The organism is Xanthobacter wiegelii (genome assembly GCF_043193855.2).
Taxonomy (GTDB): domain Bacteria; phylum Pseudomonadota; class Alphaproteobacteria; order Rhizobiales; family Xanthobacteraceae; genus Xanthobacter; species Xanthobacter flavus_A.
The window spans coordinates 1177550-1195209 of record NZ_CM195529.1 but is presented as its reverse complement, the minus strand read 5'-3'; the positions used below and the strand labels follow the sequence as shown (position 1 = coordinate 1195209).

Annotated in this window: 19 protein-coding genes; 8 read left to right on the top strand and 11 right to left on the bottom strand. The window is 68.5% G+C overall.

Annotated elements, in window-relative coordinates; translation table 11 throughout:
• Nucleotides 1-27: 27 nt before the first annotated feature.
• Nucleotides 28-456 (bottom strand): DoxX family protein, encoded by a 429-nt coding sequence (locus tag V5F63_RS05445; protein ID WP_394029937.1) that lies wholly within the window; start codon nucleotides 454-456, stop codon nucleotides 28-30.
• 122 nt (nucleotides 457-578) lie between these two features.
• On the opposite strand from V5F63_RS05445, the gene V5F63_RS05440 reads away from it, so the two are divergent.
• Nucleotides 579-1493, top strand: coding sequence for a LysR family transcriptional regulator (locus V5F63_RS05440; RefSeq protein WP_209487991.1), 915 nt, complete (start codon nucleotides 579-581; stop codon nucleotides 1491-1493).
• Between the two features lie 11 nt (nucleotides 1494-1504).
• On the opposite strand, the gene V5F63_RS05435 is transcribed toward V5F63_RS05440, so the two are convergent.
• The 4 genes from V5F63_RS05435 to V5F63_RS05420 form a co-directional block, all read right to left on the bottom strand.
• Entirely contained in the window at nucleotides 1505-1969 is a 465-nt protein-coding gene (locus tag V5F63_RS05435; RefSeq protein ID WP_209487990.1) for a hypothetical protein, read from the bottom strand.
• 142 nt (nucleotides 1970-2111) lie between these two features.
• Nucleotides 2112-3359, bottom strand: a complete 1248-nt coding sequence (locus V5F63_RS05430; protein ID WP_209487989.1) for an MFS transporter — start codon at nucleotides 3357-3359, stop codon at nucleotides 2112-2114.
• A gap of 198 nt (nucleotides 3360-3557) precedes the next feature.
• Nucleotides 3558-4115 carry a Spy/CpxP family protein refolding chaperone gene (locus V5F63_RS05425; RefSeq protein ID WP_209487988.1) on the bottom strand — a complete coding sequence of 186 codons (558 nt, stop codon included), beginning with the start codon at nucleotides 4113-4115 and terminating at the stop codon, nucleotides 3558-3560.
• Between the two features lie 153 nt (nucleotides 4116-4268).
• Complete coding sequence (locus tag V5F63_RS05420; protein WP_394102483.1) at nucleotides 4269-5189, bottom strand: metallophosphoesterase family protein; 921 nt, start codon at nucleotides 5187-5189, stop codon at nucleotides 4269-4271.
• Between the two features lie 203 nt (nucleotides 5190-5392).
• Between V5F63_RS05420 and V5F63_RS05415 the strand changes: the two genes are divergently transcribed.
• Nucleotides 5393-6640: a glycoside hydrolase family 2 TIM barrel-domain containing protein gene (locus V5F63_RS05415; RefSeq protein WP_394102482.1), complete on the top strand. Its 1248-nt coding sequence runs from the start codon at nucleotides 5393-5395 to the stop codon at nucleotides 6638-6640.
• Between the two features lie 49 nt (nucleotides 6641-6689).
• The gene (gene fae, locus V5F63_RS05410) at nucleotides 6690-7199 is read left to right on the top strand and encodes a formaldehyde-activating enzyme (protein ID WP_209487985.1); all 510 of its coding nucleotides are present in this window, start codon (nucleotides 6690-6692) and stop codon (nucleotides 7197-7199) included.
• 47 nt (nucleotides 7200-7246) lie between these two features.
• Here fae and V5F63_RS05405 read toward each other — a convergent pair whose 3' ends face one another.
• Together V5F63_RS05405 and V5F63_RS05400 are read right to left on the bottom strand one after the other, a co-directional pair.
• Nucleotides 7247-7465: a hypothetical protein gene (locus V5F63_RS05405; protein WP_209487984.1), complete on the bottom strand. Its 219-nt coding sequence runs from the start codon at nucleotides 7463-7465 to the stop codon at nucleotides 7247-7249.
• Nucleotides 7466-7644: 179 nt separating this feature from the next.
• Nucleotides 7645-8982 (bottom strand): MFS transporter, encoded by a 1338-nt coding sequence (locus tag V5F63_RS05400; RefSeq protein WP_394102481.1) that lies wholly within the window; start codon nucleotides 8980-8982, stop codon nucleotides 7645-7647.
• 310 nt (nucleotides 8983-9292) lie between these two features.
• On the opposite strand from V5F63_RS05400, the gene V5F63_RS05395 reads away from it, so the two are divergent.
• Nucleotides 9293-9568: a hypothetical protein gene (locus V5F63_RS05395; RefSeq protein WP_209487983.1), complete on the top strand. Its 276-nt coding sequence runs from the start codon at nucleotides 9293-9295 to the stop codon at nucleotides 9566-9568.
• 24 nt (nucleotides 9569-9592) lie between these two features.
• Here the strand turns inward: V5F63_RS05395 and V5F63_RS05390 are convergent, their stop codons facing one another.
• The 4 genes from V5F63_RS05390 to pdxY form a co-directional block, all read right to left on the bottom strand.
• On the bottom strand, nucleotides 9593-10327 hold the full coding sequence (locus V5F63_RS05390; protein ID WP_209487982.1) for an NUDIX hydrolase: 735 nt from the start codon (nucleotides 10325-10327) through the stop codon (nucleotides 9593-9595).
• Nucleotides 10324-11418, bottom strand: a complete 1095-nt coding sequence (locus V5F63_RS05385; protein WP_394102480.1) for an alkene reductase — start codon at nucleotides 11416-11418, stop codon at nucleotides 10324-10326. Before V5F63_RS05385 ends, V5F63_RS05390 begins: the two co-directional genes overlap by 4 nt.
• Before the next feature lie 159 nt (nucleotides 11419-11577).
• Nucleotides 11578-12483: a PhzF family protein gene (locus V5F63_RS05380; RefSeq protein WP_394029943.1), complete on the bottom strand. Its 906-nt coding sequence runs from the start codon at nucleotides 12481-12483 to the stop codon at nucleotides 11578-11580.
• A gap of 72 nt (nucleotides 12484-12555) precedes the next feature.
• Nucleotides 12556-13404 carry a pyridoxal kinase PdxY gene (pdxY, locus tag V5F63_RS05375; protein WP_394029944.1) on the bottom strand — a complete coding sequence of 283 codons (849 nt, stop codon included), beginning with the start codon at nucleotides 13402-13404 and terminating at the stop codon, nucleotides 12556-12558.
• 187 nt (nucleotides 13405-13591) lie between these two features.
• On the opposite strand from pdxY, the gene V5F63_RS05370 reads away from it, so the two are divergent.
• The 4 genes from V5F63_RS05370 (at nucleotide 13592) to V5F63_RS05355 (ending at nucleotide 17651) form a co-directional block, all read left to right on the top strand.
• Nucleotides 13592-14587 (top strand): polysaccharide deacetylase family protein, encoded by a 996-nt coding sequence (locus V5F63_RS05370; protein WP_509210821.1) that lies wholly within the window; start codon nucleotides 13592-13594, stop codon nucleotides 14585-14587.
• 181 nt (nucleotides 14588-14768) lie between these two features.
• Nucleotides 14769-15416 (top strand): DUF938 domain-containing protein, encoded by a 648-nt coding sequence (locus tag V5F63_RS05365; RefSeq protein WP_394102478.1) that lies wholly within the window; start codon nucleotides 14769-14771, stop codon nucleotides 15414-15416.
• A gap of 126 nt (nucleotides 15417-15542) precedes the next feature.
• The gene (locus tag V5F63_RS05360; RefSeq protein WP_394102477.1) at nucleotides 15543-16616 is read left to right on the top strand and encodes a flagellar motor protein MotA; all 1074 of its coding nucleotides are present in this window, start codon (nucleotides 15543-15545) and stop codon (nucleotides 16614-16616) included.
• A gap of 15 nt (nucleotides 16617-16631) precedes the next feature.
• Entirely contained in the window at nucleotides 16632-17651 is a 1020-nt protein-coding gene (locus V5F63_RS05355; RefSeq protein ID WP_394102476.1) for a peptidoglycan -binding protein, read from the top strand.
• The last annotated feature ends 9 nt before the right edge of the window (nucleotides 17652-17660 follow it).

Genomic DNA, 17660 nt, shown 5'->3' with positions numbered 1-17660 from the left:
TGTTGAGCCCTGAAGATCAGGCCTGGATCAGGCGACCGCGGCGCGGCGGCTGGGCAGGAGCGCGGCGGGCTTCACCGCGAAGGCGCCCTCACCGGACAGCGCCAGAACGATCTGGCCCACCACGAGGAAAGCCGGATATTCCCAGCCGCCGCCCGGGGCGGAGAACACCCAGCCGTTGGGCAGGTGATAGCTGAGCGCGCCGAGCATCACGGGGATCAGGAGGATGGCGACCTGCCGGGCGTAGACGCCGCCGATGAGCAGGAGACCGCCGACGATCTCGATGGCGATGAAGGGAATGGCGAGGGCGCCGGGCACACCCATCTTGCTGGAGAGGAAGCCGGCGAAGCCGGGGACGGTGAACACGAAGATCTTCATCAGGCCGTGCGACAGCCACATGATGCCGAGGGCGAGGCGGAGGATGAAGAGGCCGTAGGGAGCGGTGCGGGTATCGACCATGGGAGTGAACTCCGGTTTAAGGTGGCACCACATCTAGCTTTCACTCTCATGCACGGCCATACTCATCAAATCCTGATCGAGTTTGCATCTTTGCAAATCACTTTCCCGAGGGTCGCCGCTCCATGATTCCGTGGGACGATTTCCGGCTGGTCCGGGCCATCGCCGAAACCGGCTCCCTGGCCGGTGCCGCTGAGCAATTGGCCGTCAACCATTCCACCGTTTTCCGCCGCCTCGGAACGCTGGAGCAGCAATTGGGCGCCCGGCTGTTCGAGCGGGCGCGCGCCGGCTACGTGCCGACCCCCATGGGCGAGGAAATGGTGCGCCTCGCCGAGCACATGGCGGACGAGGTGCTGGCGGTGGAGCGCCGCATTACCGGACAGGACCTGCGGCCGTCCGGTGAACTGCGCGTGACCACCAACGACACGCTGCTGGTCCACATGCTCACGCCCATCTTCGCTTCCTTCCGGCAGGCCTATCCGGAAATCCGGCTGGACGTGGTGATCTCCAACCAGTCGCTCAGCCTGTCCAAGCGCGACGCGGATGTGGCCATCCGCGCCAGCGACCGGCCGGGCGACACGCTGGTGGGGCGGCGCATGGCGTCCATCGCGTGGGGCATCTACGGCAGCGCGGCGCACGACATCGCGGGCCCGCTCGAACCGGCGGATTTCAGGCGCCACGACTGGATCGGCTTCTCCGACAATCTTGGTGCCATCAAGCCCGCCAAATGGCTGCGCGAGCGGGTGGGCGACGAGAAGATCATCTATCGGGTGAACACCGTGCTCGGCCTTGCCGAAGCGGCGGCGGCGGGGATGGGGCTGGCGCTGCTGCCCTGCTTCATCGCGGCGGTCACGCCGGGGCTCGTCCAGCTGATGGGGCGGCAGAACGAGCTGGAATCAGGTCTGTGGCTGCTCACCCACCCCGACATCAAGGCCACGGCGCGGGTGCGCACCTTCATGGAGCACGCGGGCCGGGAGATCGGCAAGCTCAGGGGGCGGATCGAGGGGGTCGAGGACCAGCCCGCGGCGGCCGCGGGCTGAGGGAGCAGCGATCAGTCCGCGGCGGCTTCCGTGGTGCGCTTGGACTTGGAGCGGCGCGAGGCCACCTGCTGGCCGTCGCCGCTGGTGCCCACGAACTCGCACCACATGGTCTGGATGCCGGCGAGCGAGCCACGGAAGGAATTCTGACCGGTCTTCACCAGATCGAAGCAGGGCTCGAAGGTCATGCCCTTCACGAAGCCGCAGACGTTCTCGCCACGCACGCGCAGCGTGTTGGGCGGCAGGCGCACGAAGCGCGGCGGCGCCTCGCGCAGAGTGATCATGCCGGCGACGGAGCCGTCCGCATAAACGCGTCCGGCGCCCTTGGAGCCTTCGAAGCAGGTGAACGAGAAGGTGCGGCCGACCACGAAGTCGCGCGCCTGATCGGCGGTGAGCTGCTGGGCGGCGGCGGGCGCCGCCACAAGGGCGGCGGGGAGGAGTGCGGCAAAGCCCAAGGCCGCGATGACAATGCTGCGCATGGCTTGTTCGCGTTTATCCATTTGATCTTCGCTCACGTTGCGCAGACACCACCGGCCGTTGTCAATAGCAGGAACAGCTAGGGAACACCGGCGCCGTGCGCACGATGCCGAATCTTCCGGCACCGTGCTCTGAGAGTCGCGCTCATACGGTTACCGGCCGATGAACAGGACGTTCCCTTATGGGCAGATTGATGGCCGCCGAGGCAAAGGACAGTGCGACAGACAGCCACCAGAGCCAGTCGTAGCTCTTGGTCGCCTCATAGATCTCGCCGCCCAGATAGACCCCCAGGAAGCCGCCCACCTGGTGGGAGAAGAAGGCGAAGCCATAGAGCATGGCCATGTAGCGCGTGCCGAACATGAGCATCACGAGGCCCGAGGTCGGCGGCACGGTGGAGAGCCACAGGAAGCCCATGGCGGCGCCGAACACGTAGCAGCTCGTCGCCGTGATCGGGGACAGGATGAACGCCGCGATGGCGATGCCCCGTCCGGCATAGATGAGCGACAGCAGCACCTTGCGCGACATGCGGTTGGACAGGTAGCCGGCGGTCAGCGAGCCGAGGATGTTGAACAGTCCGATCAGCGCCAGCGTGTAGGCGCCCACCGACAGGCTCATGCCCTTGTCGACCAGGAAGGCCGGCATGTGGACGGTGACAAAGGCGAGCTGGAAGCCGCAGGTGAAGAAGCCGAGCACCAGCAACACATAGCTCGGATGCCGGAGCGCCTCGCTCAGTGCCGCGCCGATGGTCTGCTGGGGGGGCTGGGCGCTGCCGGCTCCCGTTGGCGGCGCCGCGCGTGTGGCCAGCGCCAGAGAGAAGGGCAGCACGATGAGCAGAGAGGCGCCGAACACGAGCAGCGTCTCGTGCCAGCCGATGGTGTCCATCAGCCCACGGGTGAGCGGCGGGAACAGGAACTGGCCGAAGGAGCCGGCCGCGGTCGCAAGACCGAAGCCGAGCGACTTCCACTCGTTCGGCAGCAGCTTGCCGAACGCCGCGAGCACCAGATTGAACGAAGCAGCCGAAAGGCCGAAGCCGATCAGCACGCCGGCGGACAGGTGCAGGAGGCCGGGCGTCGTCGCATAGGCCATCAGCACGAGGCCGGCGGCGTAGATGAGCGCACCGCAGCACAGCACCCGGACCGTTCCGAAGCGATCGGCCAGCGCGCCGGCAAACGGTGAGCCGACGCCCCAAAGCAGGTTCTGGATGGCCACGGCGAAGCCGAACACGTCCCGGCCCCAGCCGAACTCCTGCGACATGGGCAGCAGGAACAGGCCGAACACCGATCGCGGGCCGAAGGTGACCAGCGCCACCGCCGATCCGGCGATGAGAATGAGTATGGCAGGCACGGCGCCGCTGCGGCCGGAGGCGGCGGGCGGGGAGGACGGGGCGGACATCGGGGTCGTCTCGCTGAGGGGGATGCACAGGGGATGTGCATGTTGCCCCATTCTACGAGCAGCCCCGGTCCTTTGGAAAATCAATAATCGTCAACGGGTCCATGAGCCGCTCTCATGAATCAGCTCAATGATACCGCCACTTTCCTGGAGAGCAGAGCGGCCCCCGCCGCCCCGCCTCCCCCGGGAACCGAATGCCGGTCAGCCGCGACGCGGGCCGTCGGCGTTGGGGCCGCCGTGCGGGCCGCCATGGGGACCGTGGTGCCAGCCGCCCATTCCGCCACCCATGCCCCGGAACTGCTGGCGCAGCACCATGTTGAGGCGCTGCTTCTGCCCCGCGTCGAGGGTCTTGTAGAGCGGGTCCGCCGCATCCGCGATCTTGCGCAGGTCGGCCGCGCGGGCGTCCATGCGATCCGCGGCGGTGCGCATGCGGGCGATGGGATCGACGGGCGTGCCGGCCTGCCGCGCCTCGCGGGCGGCCTTGCGGTCGGCGCCCATCTGCTCGCGGCGCTGGGCCGCGTCCTTGGCCACGGACTTCAGGGTCTGCTCGACGCCCGGCCACAGCTTCTCCTGGTCCGGCGTCAGCTTCAGCGCGGTCTTGAGCGCGACGATGCGGGCATCGGTGAGGATGGCGCGATCCTCGGCGGTCGGCTGCCAGCGGTGCGGCGCGTCCCCCGCCGGCGCGGTGTTGGCGGCATAGGTTGCCGCGGAACCGGCAATCAGGGCAGCGGCGGTTGCGGCGAAAAGAGCACGTTTCATGTCGTGGGTCCTCCTTCAGGGACGAGCAAAGCATCCCCCCGGACCCCACTCCCAGCAACTTAAACTTCGGTAATAGACATCTTGATACAACTCGTTGCAAATAGATATTTCGCGCTACATCGCCGCAACGACACCCATATCATGCCACGACTTTTAGGCAACGCCTTCCGGCCCCGAAAGTATTTTTGCCTCAAGACTTGAAATATCTGAGACATCGCGCGCATAGCCGCGCCGTTCCATTTCGCACCGCCATGCGCCGGGTCCCCCCGAGATGCGATAGAGGCAATAGCCGCCCGCGCCGCGATCATCCTGCGGACCGGCCGAGGCGGAGGGCACGCCCACCACGGGAATACGGCCGATGGCGGACGGGATATAGCCCAGCGATGCGCGGTGGTCGTGGCCGTGCAGCACCAGTTCCGCCCCCGCCTGCGCCAGCACCGCGCGCACCTCTTCCGCATCGCGCAGGTCGCGGTGGAAGGGGCGTTCGCCGACGGGCGGATGGTGGATCATCACCACCCGGAACAGCCCTTCCGCCTTCAGTTTCTGCAGCAGCGCCGAGAGCCGGCCGAGCTGGGCCCGCCCCGCCTTGCCGCTGGCGAGGAACACCGCCGTAGGTATGGCGGTGGAAACGCCCACGATCGCCAATTCGCCCCGCCGCCGGACATAGGGAAACGAATCCACGTCCACCGGCGTGTGGGGATGGCTGTCGTCGCCGGCGAGGAAGGGCGCCCAATGCTCCAGGTGATAGTGCATGGCCGAGCGCACGTAGGCATCGTGATTGCCCGGCACCACGCTCACCCGGTCGGGCGTTCCCAGGGAGGAGAGGAAGGTGGCGCCGGTGTCGAACTCCGCCGGCAGGCTCACGTTCACGAGGTCGCCGGTGACGCAGATGTGGTCTGGCTGCTGGGCCAGAAGATCGGCCGTCAGCGGGGCCAGCGTCGAGGCTCCGAAATTGCGCCGCCGCGCGCCGATCCAGTTCATCATCCCGAAGAAGCGCTTGCCCAGAAGCTCGGAGACGCGGGCCTCCGGAATCGGGCCGAGGTGCGGGTCGGAGAGATGGGCAATCACGGGCATGGAGCGGACCTTGATGCGGCGGGGAAGCAGCAGGGGTGCGGCAGGAACGCGGCGCTTATAGCAGATCGCGCCGCAACCGCGCCGGTTCCCGCTTGCGATGCGGCAAGGCGCGCAGGCCGCGGCCGGTTGATGTTGCCGAAGGCATCCCGCACCCTGCATGCTGCAATGCGTCGATGTCCTCAGGCCAATCGCGAGTTTCGTCCGTGCGTCACGTCTTTGTCCTTCTGCTTGTCGTGCTCGTCCTGTCCCCCGCCCTCGTGCGGCGGGCCCATGCCGCCCAGGTGGCGGTGCGCGGTGCCGATATCCTGGTGGATGGCAAGCCCTTCATGCCCCTCGGCGCCAGCGGCGAGACGCGCTTTTCCGAGCTGAAGGCACTGGGCGCCAACACCATCCGCACCTACGGGCAGGAGCCGGGCGAAATTCTCGATGCCGCGCAGCGGGCGGGGCTGAAGGTGATCGTGGGCTTCTGGCTCGCCCATCCGCGCCTCGGCTTCAATTATGCCGACAAGGCGGCCGTGACGGCCCAGCTGGAGGCGCTGCGCCATATGGTGGAGCGCTATCGCACCCACCCCGCGCTGCTGATGTGGGGCATCGGCAACGAGGTGGAGGTCGAGCTTTCCCCGGAAGAGGCGCAGGCTGTGTGGCCTGCCATCGAGGAGGCGGCCAGGCTGGTGAAGACGCTGGATAGCCAGCATCCGACCATGGCCGCGCTTGCCGAGGTCGGCCAGGACAAGGCGGCGATCCTGAAGCGCAGCGCGCCGAGCATCGACGTGCTCGGCATCAACGGCTATGGCGACGGCCTGCTCACCTCGGCCGGCCGGGCACGGGCGCAGGGCTGGACCGGCCCGATCATCCTCACCGAACTGGGCGCGCAGGGCCATTGGGACGCGCCCAGGGCGCCGTGGGGCGCGCCCATGGAGCCGACCTCCTCAGAGAAGGCGACCCGCGTGCGCCGCTACCTGATGGCAGCCAAGCAGGCCGGCGTCGGCGCCATGCCCTTCCTGTGGGGCCAGAAGCAGGAGGTGACGCCCTCCTATTATTCGCTCCTGCTGCCCACCGGCGAGTGGACCGAGACGGTGGAAGTGATGTCCGATCTATGGGGCGGGAAGGTGCCCGGCGGTCCCAACCGGGCGCCGCGCATCCTCGGGCTCTCCCTCGTCGGCCCCGCCCGCTTCCCGACCGATGGGCAGACGCTCGTGCGCCTCTCCGCCACCGATCCCGATGGCGACCCACTGAAGGCCGAATGGCAGATCATGGCCGAGACCACCGCCCGCAGCGTCGGCGGCGATCCCGAGCCGGTGCCGCCGAGCTTCCCGCAGGGGCTGCACGATCCCGCGCCCACTGGCGTGCGCATCTTCGGCCTGCCGCCCGGTCGCTACCGCGTGTTCGTCACCCTGCGCGACGGGCGCGGCGCGGCGGCCACCGGAAACATCCCTTTCGAGGTCCAGTAGCGCATTTTTTCATCACGCCTTTTCAGCACGGCATTTTGCGGAGGATTTCATGCCCAGGATCGATCGTCTTCTGGTGGGAGAGGCCCTGGTGGGCGACGGCAATGAGGTCGCCCACATCGACCTCATCATGGGGCCCCGCGGCTCCTCGGCCGAGATCGCCTTCGTCAACGCCCTCACCAACAACAAGGACGGCTTCACCGGCCTGCTCGCCGTCGTCGAGCCCAATCTGATGGTGAAGCCCGCCACCGTTCTGTTCAACAAGGTGACGATCAAGGATGCCCGCCAGGCGGTGCAGATGTTCGGGCCGGCGCAATATGCCGTCGCCAAGGCGGTGGCCGATTGCGTGGCGGACGGCCTCATCCCCATGGAGGAGGCCGACGACATCTTCATCTGCGTGGGAGTCTTCATCCACTGGGATGCCAGCGACGATGCGCGCATCCAGGCCTTCAACCACGAGGCGACCCGCCTCGCCATCACCCGGGCCATCGGCGGCACGCCGAGCCCGGTGGAGGCCGTGACGCGCCGCGACACGGCGCGTCATCCGCTGGCGGTGGACTGAGCGCCACAGGGCAGCGCTCGAAAGGCCGGAGCGCAGCCGGCGGCGCGCTACTGGCCGCCGTCCGTGGTTTCCCGCGAGAGGTCGAAGGCAAGGCCTCGCGCGAACCAGGCGCCCGTGCCGGCGATCGCAGCGCCAGCAAGAAAGGCCAATGCCGGCCAATGGGCCGCGGCGAGGCACAGCCCCACCAGCAGGCCGGAGAACGAACAGCCCATGGCCACGATCATGACCGCGGCGCGCTCCCGGGCGCCGGCATCAGCCGCCGCCATGCCGTGTGTCGCGAATTGCCCGATCGAGCCCCCCGCAGGGCCGACAGAGGGCGGGCGCGACCGGCCCCTCATTTGAAATCCCACGATATTCCTCCCGCGCCGCCGACTGTCCGGCGGTCATTTGAAACGAGAGTAAAGCAGAAAAGCTTCGTCTCTTCATCAGGCGGAAGCGCTGCTGGCTAATTTTTTCTCGCCTTATCGTCATTGCACTGCAGCGAAGGGGCAAGACGTGACCGGAAAGTGAGCACCAATACGCCGGCAGCGAGCACGATGCCGGCCAGCGCCAGGAAGCCGGCATCGAACCGCCCCGTGGCCTCGCGCACGAACCCCACCAGATAGGGCCCCGCGAAGCCGCCGAGGTTGCCCACCGAATTGATCAGCGCGATGCCGGCGGCAGCCGCTGTGCCGCGCAGGAATTGCGGCGGCACCGACCAGAACGGCCCCAGCGCCGCATAGATGCCCATGGAGGCCAGCGAGATGGCGGCGATGGCGGTCATGTGGCTGGGCGCGACGACGCTCGCGGCGAGGCCCGCTGCGCCGACAAGGGCCGGCACCGCGACATGCAGCACCCGTTCCCCACGCCAGTCGCTGTGCCGTCCCACGACGAGCATGGCGACCGCGCTCAGGGCATAGGGGATGATGAGGATCAGCCCCACCTCATGGGTGGAATAGCCCATGGCGCGGACGATCTGCGGCAGCCAGAGCCCGATGCCATAGAGCCCCACCACCAGCCCGAGATAGACAAGGCAGAGCACGACGACCCGCCCGTCCTTCAGCGCCGGTAGCCACGCCTCGTGGGTGCCGGCGGGATGGGCCGCCAGATGCGCCGCATCGTGGATCGCATGGTCGGCGGCAAGGCGCGCGGCGATAGCGGCCTTCTCCTCCGTCGTCAGCCAGCGGGCGTCGCCCGGTCCATCCGGCAGCAGGGCCAGCACCACGAGCCCGAGCACGACTGCCGGGAGGCCCTCGATGATGAACAGCCACTGCCAGCCGGCAAGGCCGAGCAGGCCGTGCGTATCCAGAATCCAGGCCGAGAGCGGTGCCCCGAGCGCGCTGGAGATGGGGACCGCCGCCATGAACAGGGCGACGTAACGCGCCCGGACCGAGAGCGGGAACCAGTAGCCGAGATAGAGGATCATGCCCGGCAGGAAGCCCGCCTCCGCAGCGCCGAGCAGGAAGCGGGCGATGAAGAAGCCGGTCGCACCCGTCACGAACGCGGTGGCCGCCGAGATCAGGCCCCAGGTGACCATGATGCGGCAGATCCACAGGCGCGCGCCGACCTTCTGCAGCACGAGGTTGCTCGGCACCTCGAACAGGAAATAGCCGAGGAAGAAGATGCCCGCGCCCCAGCCATAGACCTCCGGCGAGAAGCCGAGGTCGGCATTCATGGTCAGGGCCGCGAAACCGACATTCACCCGGTCGAGGAAGCTGACCACATAGAGCACCATCATCAGCGGGATGAGCCGCCGGACCGCCTTGGCGAAGGCGCGCGCCTCCACTGTCTGCTGCTGCGCCACCACCCATCTCCCCCGCCTTTGTGCGGTTTGTGGGGGCGGGCGGCGCGGGCGTCAACCGCGGGGCGGAGGGGGCACGAGCGACAGGGTGCGCCGCGCGATGGGGCCAGTTCGCGCCCGTCTCCCCACCGCAGCCGCAAGCGGCGCTCCAGCGGCCAGGCCGCATCTGAAAGTCCGAAGCATTGCCGACGCGGCGCGAGGCCGCACCGCCTGCGGCGAATGGGAATATTGATCCAGATCAAAGGTCCGGTGAAGGTTCGGCCCGTTCCGCAGTGCGGGACGAGCCTGGATACACGTCACCGGACCCTGCCCCATGCGAACCGCCACGCGCGCCGTGCTTCATGTTCCCCTTTTCGGCTGGCTTCTGCGCGATGCCATTTACGGCCTGCCCGACGCCAAGTATTTCTTCATCGCGAACATGGTGTTCGCCTTCGGCTACCTGACCTATTTCTTCGGCTACGCCTTCATCATCATCTACGCGCTGACGGCGACCGCGCTGGCGATGACCGCGCTCGTCGTCCTCACCGCGTCGGACCTTCTCGCCACCATGGCGAAGCGCAAGGCGGCCCGGCTCGCCCGAGGGCGCTGAGACGCCGCGCGCGGGCAGCAGCCCTCAGTTTCCGCCCCAGCGCCAGCGCATGTAGTCCACCGCGAAGGGCGCCATGGCGGGGGTGAGGTCGGCTTCGCTTTTCACAACAGCCACATCCGCGAGTTCCGGCTGTGCCTCGCGGGCGAGGAAGGCGCGGATGTGCCGGGCCAGTTCCTCGGCCGGGGCGTCGAAGACGAGGCGGCCCATGAGGGCGATGCGCGGCCCGTCGAACAGGCCGGTGAAGCCCTCGTCACGCAGGATATCCGCGGGCGAGAGCCCGGTTTCCTCGGTCAGCTCGCGCAGCATGGAGGCGTGGAGGTCCACGCGACTGTCCGGCGTGATGTCGGACGGGTCGGGCGTGCCGCCGGGAAAATAGATGCGGCCGGCGGACGCCGTGTGCGGCCCCATGACGCCCAGCACGAAGCCGCCGTCCGAGCCTTCGATGGCGGCAAGGGCGAAGGCGTTGACCATGCCCTCGTCCTTCCAGCCCTGATCGCGCCAGAAGGTGAAGGCGGCAAAATCGCTCTGGCGGAAAGCACCCGAGAGCACACCGTCCGAAAATCCATGGCGGGAGAGCAGCAGGATCGGCCCGTTCCACAGATGGGGATTATCGGCCGCCCGGCGGGCGAAATGCGCCTCGATCTCGGCCCGACGCGGCTCCATCTCGCTCCAGCCGCCGGGCTCGAACACCAAATCCAGCCGATGGACCGGCGCGATGCGCCGGCCCTCGGTCCAGTCCTGCCCCCAGCCGCCGCTCACGCGGCCGCGTCTTTCAGTGTCGGGTAGTCGATATAGCCCTTGGCGCCGCCGCCATAGAGCGTGTCACGGTCCACCTCGTTGAGCGACGCGTCGCGGCGCAGGCGCTCCACGAGGTCGGGATTGGCGATGAAGGGCTTGCCGAAGGCGACGAGGTCGGCCTTGCCATCCGCCAGCACGCTGTTGGCGAGGGCGAGGTCGTAGCCGTTGTTCACCATCCAGGCGCCGCTGTAGCGCTTGCGCAGCTCCTCGAAGGAGAAGTCCGGCGCCACGTCGCGCGGGCCGCCGGTGGCGCCCTCCACCACGTGGATATAGACCGGGTGGCGCTTCTCCAGCTCGTCGATCACGTAATTGAAGAGGGCCTGCGGGCTGCTCTCCGAGACGCCGTTGGCCGGCGAGACGGGGGAGAGGCGCAGGCCGGTGCGGGCGGCGCCGATCTCGGCGATGATGGCGTCCATCACCTCCAGCAGGAAGCGGGTGCGGTTCTCGATGGAGCCGCCATAGGCGTCGGTGCGCTGGTTGGAGCCGTCCTTCAGGAACTGGTCGATGAGGTAGCCGTTGGCGCCATGTACCTCCACGCCGTCAAAGCCGGCCTTGATGGCGTTGGCGGCGGCGCGACGGTAATCCTCGATGATGCCGGGGATCTCGGACAGCTCCAGCGCGCGCGGCGCCGAGGTCTCGGCGAAACCGTTGTTCACGAAGGTCTTGGTGGCCGCGGTGAGGGCGGACGGCGCCACGGGTGCGCCGCCGTTGGGCTGCAGCGAGGTGTGGGAGACGCGGCCCACGTGCCACAGCTGGATGAAGATGCGCCCGCCCTTGGCGTGGACCGCATCGGTCACTTTCTTCCAGCCTTCGACCTGGGCGTCGGTATAGATGCCGGGGGTATCCTGATAGCCCTGTCCCTGCTGGGAAATCTGCGAGGCCTCGGTGATGAGGAGGCCGGCGTCAGCCCGCATGGAATAATATTGCGGGGCAAGCTCGCTCGGCACGAAGCCGGCGGCGGCGCGGTTGCGCGTCAGCGGCGCCATGACGATGCGGTTGGGCAGCGTCAGGTCGCCAAGGCGGAAGGTGTCGAACAGGGATGTCGCGCTCATGAAGGAAAGTCCTCTGGCTTGGGGCCGGGGTGCTGCGATGCGGCAGACATAGGCGCGATGAAGCCACAGCCAAGCCCGGGGCGCCGGTCGGCATCGTGAGTTGTTTCAATGCCACCTATTGGCGATGCTCAAATATGGCGCCTTACTCATTGGCGTCTTTCAAATATGCAGCACGCCCTCGGCAATCACCACCGCCCCGCCGCCGATGGTGGCACCGGTGACCTGGCCGCCTTTCACGGTGAAGCCGAGATCGACGCGGCTCGGCCGGCCCATCTCGAAGCCCTGGTCGATGCGCACCTTGTGGTGGCCGTCGACCCGGTTCTCAGCGTCGAGCAGCACCCAGGGAAAGGCGGCGGCAGCGGCGCCGGTGGCAGGGTCCTCCTCCGTTCCGAGGCCGGGGGAGAACATGCGGGCGCGGAAGTCGGCGTCGCCCTCCTCGTCCAGCGTGTAGAGGTAGAGCGCCTCGCCGAAGCCGCCGAGGGAAGCGATGAAGGCCGCCTCGTCCGGCCGGGCGCGGGCGAGGGCCGTCAGATCGGCCAGCGGCACGAACAGGAAGGGCACGCCGGCGTTGGCCACGATGGGCCGGTGGGCGTCAAAACCGATATCCCCCTCGTCGAGGTTCAGCGCCTCGGCGCAGGCGGCCCGGGAGATGTTCACCTCCTCGATCTCGCCCTTGCGCGGCGCGGTGAACACCGCCGAGCCCTTGCGCGCCCCGGCCGCCGTGGCGCCCTGCGCCGACACCTCGCAGGTGATGGTGCCGATGGTCTCCTCGATCCGCAGGGTGCCCGAGGCGAGCTTGTCCTCCAGCGCGAGCAGCACGGCGGCGCCGACGGTGGGATGGCCGGCGAACGGCATCTCGTGGGCAACGGTGAAGATGCGGATGCGGGCGCGGTTCGCCTTGTTCTTCGGCGGCAGCACGAACACCGTCTCGGAGACGTTGAACTCCCGCGCGATCTGCTGCATGGCCGCGTCGTCGAGCCCCTGGGCATCGAGCACCACGGCGAGCGGATTGCCGCCGAAGGGGCGGGTGGTGAACACGTCCAGGGTCACGTACCGGCGCGGCATTTCAGCTCTCGAACACTACAAGAGCACCCGCGCCCCCACGCCGGCCTCTTTACTCACTGCCACAATTTAGCCTCAGATCGACGAGGCCGGGAAGAGCCGGGAGGGGGTCACGAACTCCTCCTGCGCCTCCACCAGCAGCAATTCCCGAGACTGTGCTTTTTCGGTCCGGCTCAGCACCCCGTAAATGGAGGATGCGGCAAGGGAAACCGCCTGCGCCGTGGAGCCCGTGCGCAGCACGTGGAAGAAGAACAAGGCGGCGATGGCATCGCCCGCGCCGTTGAGCGACACGGCGAGGCGCGGCGTGCGCACCAGGAACCGCCCGTCCGGGCCGGAGGCGAGCAGATCTATCGAATCGGGCGGCGTTTCGCCCACATGCAGACTGGTGACGAGGATCACCTTCGGCCCGCGCGCATGCAGCGCGTCGCAGGCGGCGATGGCCTCGGGCAAGGTCGGGCAGGCGCGGCCGGTGAGCAGCTCCAGCTCGAACTGGTTGGGGGTGATGACGTCGGCGGCGGGCACCGCCTGCTCGCGCATGAATTCGGGTATGCCCGGCCGCACGAAGATTCCGCGTCCCACATCACCGATCACCGGATCGCAGCAGTAAGCGGCGTTGCGGTTCGCCGCCCGCACCCGCGCCACCGCATCGAGAATGGCGGCGCCGATGTCCGCCGAGCCCATGTAGCCCGAGAGCACGCCATCGCAGCGCGACAGCACGCCGCGCTCGGCGATGCCCTCGACCAGATCGCCGATGACGGACGCCTCGAACACCTGCCCCCGCCACGCGCCATAGCCGGTGTGGTTGGAGAACTGCACCGTGTTGATGGGCCACACCTCCACGCCCAGCCGCTGGAGCGTGAACACGGCGGAGGCGTTGCCCACATGGCCGTAGGCGACGTGCGACTGAATGGAGAGGATGTTCATGGGGCGGTTCCGGGGGGCGCTGGACTGCGGGTTAACCCGATGCGGCGACCGCCGACAAATGGAATCTGTTGATGCCGCCCCCCGGCCACGCTGATGTTTCCCCGCGCAACAGCAAGTGACCGGAACCTCACCGTTGCGCTACTGGAAAAGCGCCGCGCGGCAGACTAAGCGGAAGCGCCGCCGTCCGATGGCGACGCTTTGTGCCGGTGACGCCTTGCCCTCCATCCGACTGCTCCGTGCCCACCTCGCCGCGCTGGCGCTTGCTTCGCTGGCGCTGCCCGCCCAGGCGGCCGGGCCTGCCTGCTATCCGCCCCAGGTGCTGGCGGCGAAGCCGGGCGAGGAGATCGTGCGGCCGCACACCGGCGGGCCGGGTCAGCTGCCGGACATCTCGGTGCCCGCCTCGGCGCCCGTGCCGGCGGCGCTGCGCGGCTCGATCCGCCGGGTGGACCTGCCGCCGGGCGTGAAGATGGTGGCCCTCACCTTCGACCTCTGCGAGGCCTCCAGCGAGACCTCCGGGTATGACGGCGCCATCGTGGACTATCTCAGGGCCGAGGGTGTCGCCGCCACCTTCTTTGCCGGCGGCAAGTGGATGGTGAGCCATCCCGAACGCGGCGGGCAGCTCACGGCCGATCCCGGATTCGAGATGGGCAACCACACCTGGTCCCACGCCAATCTCACCGTGAAGACCGGCGAGGCCATGCGTCGGCAGGTGGACGATGCCGATATCGGCCTCGCTTTCGGCCGCCGGCAGGCGGAGGCCAGGGGCTGCATGCTGCCGAAGCCGCAGGCGCTCAGCCTGTTCCGCTTTCCCTACGGCTCCTGCAGCGCGGAATCCCTGAACTACGTCAACGACACCGGCCATCTCGCCATTCAGTGGGACGTGGATTCCGGCGACCCCGCCTTCGTCGGCGCAAAGGGCATGGCGGAGGACATGCTGCGCAGCATCCGGCCCGGCTCCATCGTGCTGATGCACGCCAACGGGCGAGGCAAGCACACGGCCGAGGCCCTCAAGATTCTCATCCCCGCGCTCCGGGCGAAGGGCTACCGCTTCGCCACCGTGGGCCAGCTGCTGGCCGCGGGCACGCCGGTGATCGCGCAGACCTGCTATTCCCTGAAGCCCGGCGACACCCGCATCTATGACGAGGCCGCGAGGACGGGAAAGCGCATCCTGCCGGTGCAGTAGGCGGTCTCCGGTAGGCTTACGATCCCCGGGGGGCTTACGATTCCCGGCGGGCAGACTTGCATGGCTTGAAGTCCTCGGTGGCGTGCGAACGGGCCGGCCTTGGTTCCCGACGCCCATTGAGCCCCCGCGTCCGCCGGGCCAAGATCGCCGCACGCCCCTCCCCGCCGCCGGAGACCTCCGCTTGACTGCCCCCGACCTCGACGCCCGCCGCTCCGCGCCCGCCACGCTCAAGAACCGCGGCCCCATCGGCGATCTGCTGCTGCCTCTGCTGCCCCGCTCCGGCACCGTGCTGGAGATCGCCAGCGGCACCGGCGAGCATGTGGTGCATTTCGCCCGCCGCGCGCCCCACCTCGTGTTCCAGCCGTCCGACCCCTCCCCTTTCGCCCGCGCCTCCATCGCCGCCTGGGCCGCCGCCGAGGGCCTTGCCAACGTGCGCGAGCCCCTCGCCCTCGATGCTGCGGGCGAGGACTGGCCGGTCGGCAAGGTGGATGCCGTCGTCTGCATCAACATGATCCACATCAGCCCGTGGGAGGCCACCGTGGGCCTGATGCGCGGCGCCGGCGCGCGCCTGCCGGCGGACGGCATCCTCTTCACCTACGGCGCCTATCTGCGCGATGGCGTGGAGACGGCACCCAGCAACGTCGCCTTCGACGCGGACCTGCGGCGGCAGGATTCGCGCTTCGGCCTGCGGCATCTCGCGGATGTGGCGGCGGAGGCGGCCAGAAACGGCCTCGCTCTGGCTCGGGTGGAGGAGATGCCGGCGAACAATCTTTCGCTGATCTTCCGGAAGGTCGCGACTGTTTCGCCGCGTGGTGTCCCTGTGCCATAGTCGGCTCCGGCGCTTGCCACAGGTCGGGCCTGATTCTCCGGCCGATGTCCCTGTGCGAGGCCTCCCCCGCGGCGGCCTTCAAGGGGGCCTTCAGCGTTCGAGGGACACACTCGCTCGGGGAGAAACATGGCGCGCGTCGTCGATCCGTTCATCAAGCTCTCGTCGCCTCGCATCTTTCTGGTGCGGATGCTGGTGTTCCTGGCCCTGTGCGCGGCGCTGGCGGCGGTGCTGCACAAGCAGATCGTGGCGGCGTTCCTCAACAATCCGGGGCTCAACGGCGTCATATTCGGCGTGCTGGCGGTGGGCATCATCCTGTCCATCCGGCAGGTGGCGCGCCTCTTCCCGGAAGTGGACTGGGTGAATTCCTTCCGCCTCGCCGACCCCGGCCTCGCAGTGGCCCGCCCCCCTACCCTGCTCGCGCCCATGGCCGCGCTTCTCGGCGAGCGGCTGGGGCGGATGACGATCTCGCAGGCCACCATGCGCTCCATCCTCGATTCCATCGGCACCCGCCTCGACGAGAGCCGGGACATGGGGCGCTACCTCACCGGCCTTCTCGTCTTCCTGGGCCTGCTCGGGACCTTCTGGGGCCTTCTGGAGACGGTCTCCTCCATCGGCTCGGTCATTGGCGCATTGCAGGTGGGGCCGGACGTGGGCTCCATCTTCGAGGACATGAAGAGCGGCCTCGCCGCCCCGCTCGGCGGCATGGGCACGGCCTTCTCCTCCTCGCTGTTCGGCCTCTCCGGCTCGCTGGTGCTGGGCTTCCTCGACTTGCAGGCGGGCCAGGCGCAGAACCGCTTCTATACGGACCTGGAGGACTGGCTCTCCACCACCGTGCGTGACCTCGACGACGCCCCGCGCGACCGGGCGCTCGCCGCCGACCGCGAGGCCGCGCCCCGCGTGCCCGCCGCCCCGGCAAAGGTTCCGGCCGCCGCGCCGATGGCACTACCTCCGCCCGTGCTGGACCTCGATCCGCTCGTCTCCGCCATGGGTCGGCTGGAGAAGACCATGACGGAGGCCGGCTCCCAGCGCGTCACCTCGGCGCTGGCGCAGCTTGCCGAGAGCCTGCAAGGGCTCGTCACCCACATGCGCTCGGAACAGGCGCTGCTGAAGCAGATGATCGAGCAGCAGCAGGCCCAGCAGGAGCAGATGAAGCGCCTGCTCTCCCGGATCGAGGACGACGCCGGTCCGCGGCGCAACTGAGCGGAGGCAGAACCCATGGCCCTCGGCCGGCGCGGGCGCGACCGCCAAATCGACTACTGGCCCGGCTTCGTGGACGCTCTGTCCACGCTGCTCCTCGTCTTCACCTTTCTGCTCTCCACGTTCATCCTCACCCAATTCTTCCTGACCCAAGAGATTGCGGGCAAGGACGATGTGATGCAGCGCCTGCAGGCGCAGATCCGCCAGCTGACCGACCTGCTCTCTCTGGAGCGGGCGAACATCCAGTCCACCGAAAGCGATCTCGCCTCGGTGCGCGCCTCGCTGGAAGCAAGCGAGAGCGAGCGCGAGCGGCTGCGTGGACAGGCCGCCGCCATCCCCGCCCCGTCCGACACCGGCCGCGCGAACGCGCTGTCGCGCGAACTCGACAGCCAGAAGGACCTCGCCGCCCGCGCCGCCGCGCAGATCGAGCTTCTGAACCAGCAGATCGCGGCCCTGCGCCGGCAGATGGCGGCGCTGGAGGAGGCGCTGAACATCTCCGAGAAGCGCGACGCCGAGAGCCAGGCCAAGATCACCGATCTCGGCCGCCGCCTTAACGTGGCGCTGGCGCAGCGGGTTCAGGAACTGACGCGCTTCCGCTCCGAATTCTTCGGCCGCCTCCGCGACATCCTCGGCAACCGACCGGACATCCGGGTGGTGGGCGACCGCTTCGTGTTCCAGTCGGAAGTCTTCTTCGACGCCGGCTCGGCGGTGATGAAGCCGGAGGCCATTGCCTCCCTCGACAAGCTGGCGGGCGCCATCCTCGACCTCGAGAAGTCCATCCCGCCGGACATCTCCTGGGCCCTGCGCATCGACGGCCACACGGACAACAGGCCCATCTCGACTGCCCAGTTCCCCTCCAACTGGGAACTCTCGGCGGCCCGCGCCATTGCGGTGGTGCAGTATCTCATCGCCAAAGGCGTGAGCCCCAACCACCTCATCGCCGCCGGCTTCGGCGAATTCCAGCCCCTCGACACCGGCACCTCCGACGAGGCCCGCGCCCGCAATCGGCGTATCGAGCTGAAGCTGACGGAAAGGTAGAGGAGCGCC